Raw genomic sequence first — 6,297 nt, 5'->3', positions numbered from 1 at the left:
CCCTCAAAGTGCTCGGCCTGGGCATCCTCGGCGCAGGCGCGGGCGGCCTGGTCCTGCAACAGCAGCCCTGGCGGAGCGTGGGTGCCGACTATGCGACCGGCGTGGGAGAGCGGCATTCGTTCAATCTGCTCGATGGCACGCGTTTGCAGCTCAATACCGACAGTGCTGCTGATGTGCTGTTCACTGCGCAACAGCGCCTGATTGTGTTGCGCGAAGGCGAGATATTTATCCGTACGGGTCAGGATCCGGGATCTGCGAGCGGGCGCAGGCCATTCTGGGTGCATACCCGTGAAGCGCGCCTGCAGGCTATTGGCACCGCATTCGATGTACGTCAGGAGTCAGGGCGTACTCGCTTGATGGTCGAGGAGGGCGTAGTGGCGATTCACTTGCCCGATACCCGGCCAGTGCTGGTACAGGCGGGCAGCGAGTACCTGATCGATCCACGTTCTGCACAGTTGCAGCCTGCGCCCGTGTTTAGTGCCAATGGCTGGGTCAGCGGTGTGCTGGTGGCCAGGCAGATGCGCTTGCAGGATCTCGTGCAAGAACTGGCGCGCTATCGCCACGGCTGGTTGCAGTGTGATCCGGCGGTGGCTGAATTGCGGGTTTCCGGGGTGTTTCAACTCCAGCGCATTGACCATGCGCTGGAGGGTTTGAGCCAGTCGCTGGCGGTGCGTATTGAGCGCCGGACACGGTTCTGGACACGCATTGTGGCGGCTTAGTAGTGTGGAAGCGAGCCTGCTCGCGAAAGCCATTCGCGAGCAGGCTCGCTCCCACAGCGCAAATTTCTTTGCGGGTTTTCGGCTGGCCTTCGACAGATAGGCATAAGACTTATCCATTGCAGGAGCCCCGCGCCAATGTCCCGTGTTTTTCGCAACCCTTCATTGCCTCCCCGCAACCGCCTGGCCATGGCCTTGCATATCGTTTTACTGGGCACCGTGGCGCAGCCGCTATCGCTGGTCAGTGCTGCGCCCTTGAGTGTTCAGCGCAGTTTCGACGTGCCCGCTAGCACGCTTGAAGATTCACTGAACCGCTTCGCCCAGCAGGCCAATATCTCCCTGCCTTATGACCCGGCGCTGGTGCAAGACAAGCAGGCGTCAGCCCTCAAGGGCCGCTTTGATGTGCCCCAGGGCTTGCAGCAACTGCTCAAGGGCAGCGGTTTGACGGCCACCGAAGGCGCCAGCGGAGTCTGGACCCTATACCCACTGACTTCCGCCAATGTGGACGGCCAGTTGCAATTGCAAGCCACCAGCGTCACGGGTCTGGCGTTGGGCAGCACCACTGAGGGCAGTCACTCCTACACCACGGGTGAAACCAGTACGGCGACCAAGTTGCCGCTTTCGCTGCGTGAAACGCCGCAATCGGTGACGGTCATTACCCGTCAGCAAATGACTGACCAAGGTTTGGGCAGTATCGCTCAGGTATTGGCGCAAACCCCCGGCATCACCGTGGTGCATGACGACAGCGAGCGCTACAACTTTTACTCTCGCGGTTTCACCCTCGATAACTTTCAGTACGACGGTGTGCCGACCTCGGATTTCACCACCAATACCAATGGCCTGGGCATGCGTGACATGGCCATTTACGATCGCGTAGAGGTGGTGCGCGGTGCCACCGGCTTGATGAGCGGTGTGGGTAGCCCGTCGGGGGCCGCGAACCTGGTGCGCAAGCGTCCCACCAAGGAGTTTCAGGGCTATGTATCAGGCAGCGGCGGCTCATGGGACCGCTATCGCAGCGAGCTGGATTTGTCCGGGCCGCTGACGGAAAACGGCGCACTGCGCGGACGTGTCGTCGCCGCCCACGAAGATGGCCGTTCCTTTATCGATCGCTATTCCTCGACCAAGGACGTGTTCTATGGCATCGGCGAAGCGGATTTGACCGACGACACCACTCTGTACGCCGGTATCGACTATCAGCGGATCAATTCCAACGGCTCGAGCTTTGGCCAATTGCCGCTGTATTACAGCGATGGCAGCCGCACCCATTTCAAGCGCTCGATGAATCCCGCCGCCAAGTGGGCGTATGCCGACAGTGAAAGCACCAAGTATTTCGCTGGTGTTGAACAGCGTTTTGCCAACGACTGGCTGCTCAAGGTCGAGGCCAGCCACTGGAAGGGCAACACCGAGCAGTTGCAGGGCAACCTGGTGGGCTGGGGGCCTTTTCCGGACAAGGCCACCGGCCAGGCGCAGTTCATGAGCGGGAGCAAAACCTTCGAAATCAATACCGATACACTGGACGCCTATGCGACCGGGCCGTTTGAGCTGTTGGGGCGTACCCATGATCTGGTGGTGGGGATGAACGTCAGTGACCGGCGCACGGACTACCTGGCAATGAATGCCGATGACCTGACCGTCAACTACGAAAACTGGAACAATGACGCGCCGCGTCCTACTGATCTGAGCCAGGGGTTGAAGCAAAAGTACAAAACCAAAGAGTCGGCAGCCTACGCAGCATTGCGCCTCAAACCTGTGGACGACCTGTCGATCATCCTGGGAACCAGGGTAGTGGACTACGATCGCAAAGGCACAATGACCTATAACGCGGCGCAAACTGTGCCAACCACGGATAACAGCAAAAAAACCGGGAAGATGATTCCTTATGCCGGGATCGTCTACGACCTGAACGAAAACCACTCGGTCTATGCCAGCTACACGGATATCTTCACGCCGCAAAGCTACTTCGACCGTGACGACAAGGTTCTGCCGCCGATGACTGGCCAAAGCTATGAAGCGGGTCTGAAGTCCGAGTATTTCGGCGGGGCGCTGAACACCAGTTTTGCCCTGTTCATGATCAAACAGGACAACTACGCCGAATACGATGGTGTGCGGGATGATGGCCAGGATGCCTACAAGGCAATCAGCGGTACCAAGACCAAGGGCATCGAGGCCGAAATATCCGGCGAAATCATGACCGGCTGGCAATTGCTGGCGGGCTACACCTACGCCCAGCCACGGGACAAGGACGGCAAGCGGATCAACAGCAACCACCCTGAGCAATTGTTCAAACTGGCCACCAGCTATCAACTGACCGGCGACCTCAAAGACCTTAACGTGGGCGGCAACCTGACCTGGCAGGGCTCGACCTACAGCGAGCTGGATTCAACAATCAAGACCGAAGCCAAGGAAGGCAGCTTTGCCGTGGTCGGCTTGATGGCCCGCTATGACATCACCAAGAACCTCAGTGCGTCAGCTAATTTAAACAACGTTTTCGATCGTGAATACCTTAGCGGTTACGGTTTGTACTCGACTTATTACTACGGTGACCCGCGCAACCTGATGCTGGGCATGAAGTACCGTTTCTGACGAGGTTTTCATCTCGCGTGTGCCCTGGGTCGACTATGGTTAAAAACCACGAAATCGGAGGCTGGCAATGAGCGATACCACCATCCACAAGGCAGCAGCAGATGGTTACAAGCAGGGCGCCGACACCTATGTGCGCGGGCGCCCGGATTACCCGGCGGGTGTGACCGCATGGTTGTCCGAAACCCTTGGCCTGGGGCCCGGGCAAACCGTGCTTGAAGTTGGAGCCGGTACCGGCAAGTTCACCACGCGCCTGTTACAGACGGGCGCGCGGGTGATTGTGGTCGAGCCGGTGCAGGCCATGCTCGACAAGCTCTCCGGCAGCTATCCGCAAGTCGAAACCCATCAAGGCACTGCCCAGGCCATTCCTCTGGCCGATGCCAGTGTCGATGTGGTGGTGTGCGCGCAGGCTTTTCACTGGTTCGCCACCTCTGCAGCGCTGACCGAGATTCATCGCGTGCTCAAGCCTGGCGGGCAACTGGGGCTGATCTGGAACCTGCGCGATGCCAGTGTGCCGTGGGTGGCGCAACTGGATGCGCTGGTCAATCAGTGGGAAGGTGATGCCCCGCGCTTCTATACCGGCGCGTGGCGTCAGGCATTTCCTCATCCGGGTTTTGGCCCTTTGCGCGAGCAGAAACTGAGCCATTCCCACGACGGACCGGTAGAAGACGTAATCTTCAATCGGGTGCGTTCCACCAGCTTTATCTCGGCTCTGATACCGGCCGAGCGTGATCGCCTGGAACAGCAACTGGCGGCTTTTGTCGCCTCGCATAACGCGTTGAATCACGGTGGCACCGTCAGCGTGCCGTATGTCACGTCGGCATTTGTCACCCGCAAGGACGCTTGACCTGCATCAATGCTGACGCGTCGCACAGGCATAGCCTGAGCTCAACTCATGTTCCAGGAGGTAGCCATAGATGAGCATCATCGTGACCGGAGCTGCCGGGTTTATCGGCAGCAATCTGGTGAAGGCCCTGAACCGACGCGGCGAGCGCGACATCATCGCCGTCGACGATCTGACTGACGGCGACAAGTGCCGCAATCTAGCAGACTGCGATATCGCTGATTACTTCGACAAGCGTGAATTCGTACAGCGCTTTACGACCCATCAACTGGGCGAAGTGCGTGCCGTGCTGCATCAGGGCGCCTGTTCCAGTACGGTAGAAAGTGATGGCCGGTTGATGATGGACAACAACTACCGTTACAGCTGCGACCTGCTGCAAGCCTGTCAGGAACAGTCGGTACCTTTGCTGTATGCCTCTTCGGCGGCGGTCTACGGCGCGAAACGGGAGTTTCGTGAAGCCCGCGAGTACGAGCAGCCTCTGAATGTCTATGCCTACTCCAAATTCCTCTTCGACCAGCGGGTACGCCAGTTGCTGCCCAGGACGCGCAGCCAGATTGTGGGCTTGCGCTACTTCAATGTGTACGGCCCCCGCGAACAGCATAAAGGGCGCATGGCTTCGATGGTCTGGCACTGTTTTAACCAGTATCGCGATCATGGCCATGTCGAGTTGTTTGGCGAGTACGGCGGCTACCCGGCGGGCGGGCATGAGCGCGATTTTGTCTCTGTGGAGGATGTGGTCAAGGTCAATCTGCATTGGCTGGACCATCCGCAAACCAGTGGTGTTTTCAACCTGGGCACTGGGTGCGCGCGGTCATTCAATGACCTGGCACTGGCGACCATCAACAGTGTACGCGCTGCCGAGGACAGGCCGCCCCTGACCCTTGAGACGGCCTTGCTGGACGGAGTGTTGCGGTATTGCGAGTTCCCTGACGGGCTCAAGCACAAGTATCAGGTGTACACCTGCGCAGATCTCGGGCAGTTGCGCGAAGCGGGGTATCGCGAGCCAATGCTTGGGCTGGAGGAGGGCGTGCAGAGCTATTGTGCAGGGCTTCTTGCATCTTAGGTCGTGGGAGCGAGCCTGCTGGCGAAGGGCATTTCGCTAGCAGGCTTGCTCCCACAAAATGAAGTTATTTACCTGACAGCAGTGCTTCCAGCTTTTCCTGGTCACGGGCGAATTGGCGGATGCCTTCGGCCAGTTTTTCGGTGGCCATGGCATCTTCGTTGGAGGCCCAGCGGAATTGTGCTTCGTTCAGGCTCAGGCGTGGTTCGCCTTTATTGCCCGGAGCCAGTTTGCGTTCCAGTTTGCCGTCGTCCAATGCCAGTTTTTCCAGCAGGTCGGGGCTGATGGTCAGGCGGTCGCAGCCGGCCAGCTGTTCGATCTGGTTAAGGTTGCGAAAGCTCGCGCCCATCACCACGGTGTTGTAGCCGTTGGCCTTGTAGTAGTTGTAGATGCGGGTCACGGACTGCACGCCCGGATCATCGGAGCCGGTGTAGTCAATGCCGGTGGACTTCTTGTACCAGTCGTAAATCCGACCCACGAACGGCGAGATCAGGAACACCCCGGCATCGGCACAGGCAGCGGCCTGGGCAAACGAGAACAGCAGGGTCAGGTTGGTTTGAATGCCGTCCTTTTCCAGTTTCTCGGCAGCGCGGATGCCTTCCCAGGTCGAGGCCAGCTTGATCAGCACGCGGTCGCGACCTACACCGGCCTTGTCGTAAAGCTCGATCAACTGGTGGGCTTTTTGCAGCAGGGCAGGCTCGTCGAACGACAGGCGGGCGTCGACTTCAGTGGAAATGCGCCCCGGAATCACGTTCAAGATACCGCTACCCACAGACACCGCGAAGTGGTCGCAGGCCTGACCTACATCACCTTTGGCGTGGCTGATGGCGTTTTGCAGCAGTTCTGCGTAGCCGGGCATCGCGGCGGCCTTGAGCAGCAGCGACGGGTTGGTGGTTGCATCCACGGGTTTGAGGCGGGTAATCGCGTCGAGGTCGCCGGTGTCTGCGACCACGGTGGTGAACTGCTTGAGTTGTTCCAGCTTGGAAGTCATGAGCGTCTCTGTCGGAAAGGTATTAATGGCAGTACAGATTGAGTGCGTCTTCGATCATTAGTTCGTTGAACGGTAAGTGGCAGAATGCCGTTGAATACGCCCGCAG

General features: G+C 58.9%; 5 protein-coding genes. 4 read left to right on the top strand and 1 reads right to left on the bottom strand.

All coding sequences use genetic code 11. The features are described from left to right. The 4 genes from GHO03_RS16950 to rfaD form a co-directional block, all read left to right on the top strand. The coding region (locus GHO03_RS16950; protein WP_153400231.1) for a FecR family protein at positions 1-719 on the top strand (719 nt) is incomplete at its 5' end. A gap of 135 nt (positions 720-854) precedes the next feature. Beyond that, complete coding sequence (locus GHO03_RS16945; protein ID WP_153400230.1) at positions 855-3,299, top strand: TonB-dependent receptor; 2,445 nt, start codon at positions 855-857, stop codon at positions 3,297-3,299. A gap of 67 nt (positions 3,300-3,366) precedes the next feature. Further along, positions 3,367-4,143: a class I SAM-dependent methyltransferase gene (locus GHO03_RS16940; protein WP_095031874.1), complete on the top strand. Its 777-nt coding sequence runs from the start codon at positions 3,367-3,369 to the stop codon at positions 4,141-4,143. A 70-nt stretch (positions 4,144-4,213) separates the two neighbouring features. Next, positions 4,214-5,203, top strand: coding sequence for an ADP-glyceromanno-heptose 6-epimerase (rfaD, locus tag GHO03_RS16935; protein ID WP_095002384.1), 990 nt, complete (start codon positions 4,214-4,216; stop codon positions 5,201-5,203). Positions 5,204-5,267: 64 nt separating this feature from the next. On the opposite strand, the gene tal is transcribed toward rfaD, so the two are convergent. Further along, complete coding sequence (gene tal, locus GHO03_RS16930; protein ID WP_095002385.1) at positions 5,268-6,191, bottom strand: transaldolase; 924 nt, start codon at positions 6,189-6,191, stop codon at positions 5,268-5,270. Positions 6,192-6,297 lie beyond the last annotated feature (106 nt).

Source organism: Pseudomonas sp. FSL R10-1339 (genome assembly GCF_009600545.1).
GTDB classification, from domain to species: domain Bacteria; phylum Pseudomonadota; class Gammaproteobacteria; order Pseudomonadales; family Pseudomonadaceae; genus Aquipseudomonas; species Aquipseudomonas bubulae.
This window is presented reverse-complemented; position numbering and strand designations above follow the sequence as displayed.

Bases quoted from the DNA above. Each gene is read 5' to 3' on its own strand.
- GHO03_RS16945 (WP_153400230.1), top strand. From the start codon at position 855: ATGTCCCGTGTTTTTCGCAACCCTTCATTGCCTCCCCGCAACCGCCTG.
- GHO03_RS16940 (WP_095031874.1), top strand. From the start codon at position 3,367: ATGAGCGATACCACCATCCACAAGGCAGCAGCAGATGGTTACAAGCAG.
- rfaD (WP_095002384.1), top strand. From the start codon at position 4,214: ATGAGCATCATCGTGACCGGAGCTGCCGGGTTTATCGGCAGCAATCTG.
- tal (WP_095002385.1), bottom strand. From the start codon at position 6,191: ATGACTTCCAAGCTGGAACAACTCAAGCAGTTCACCACCGTGGTCGCA.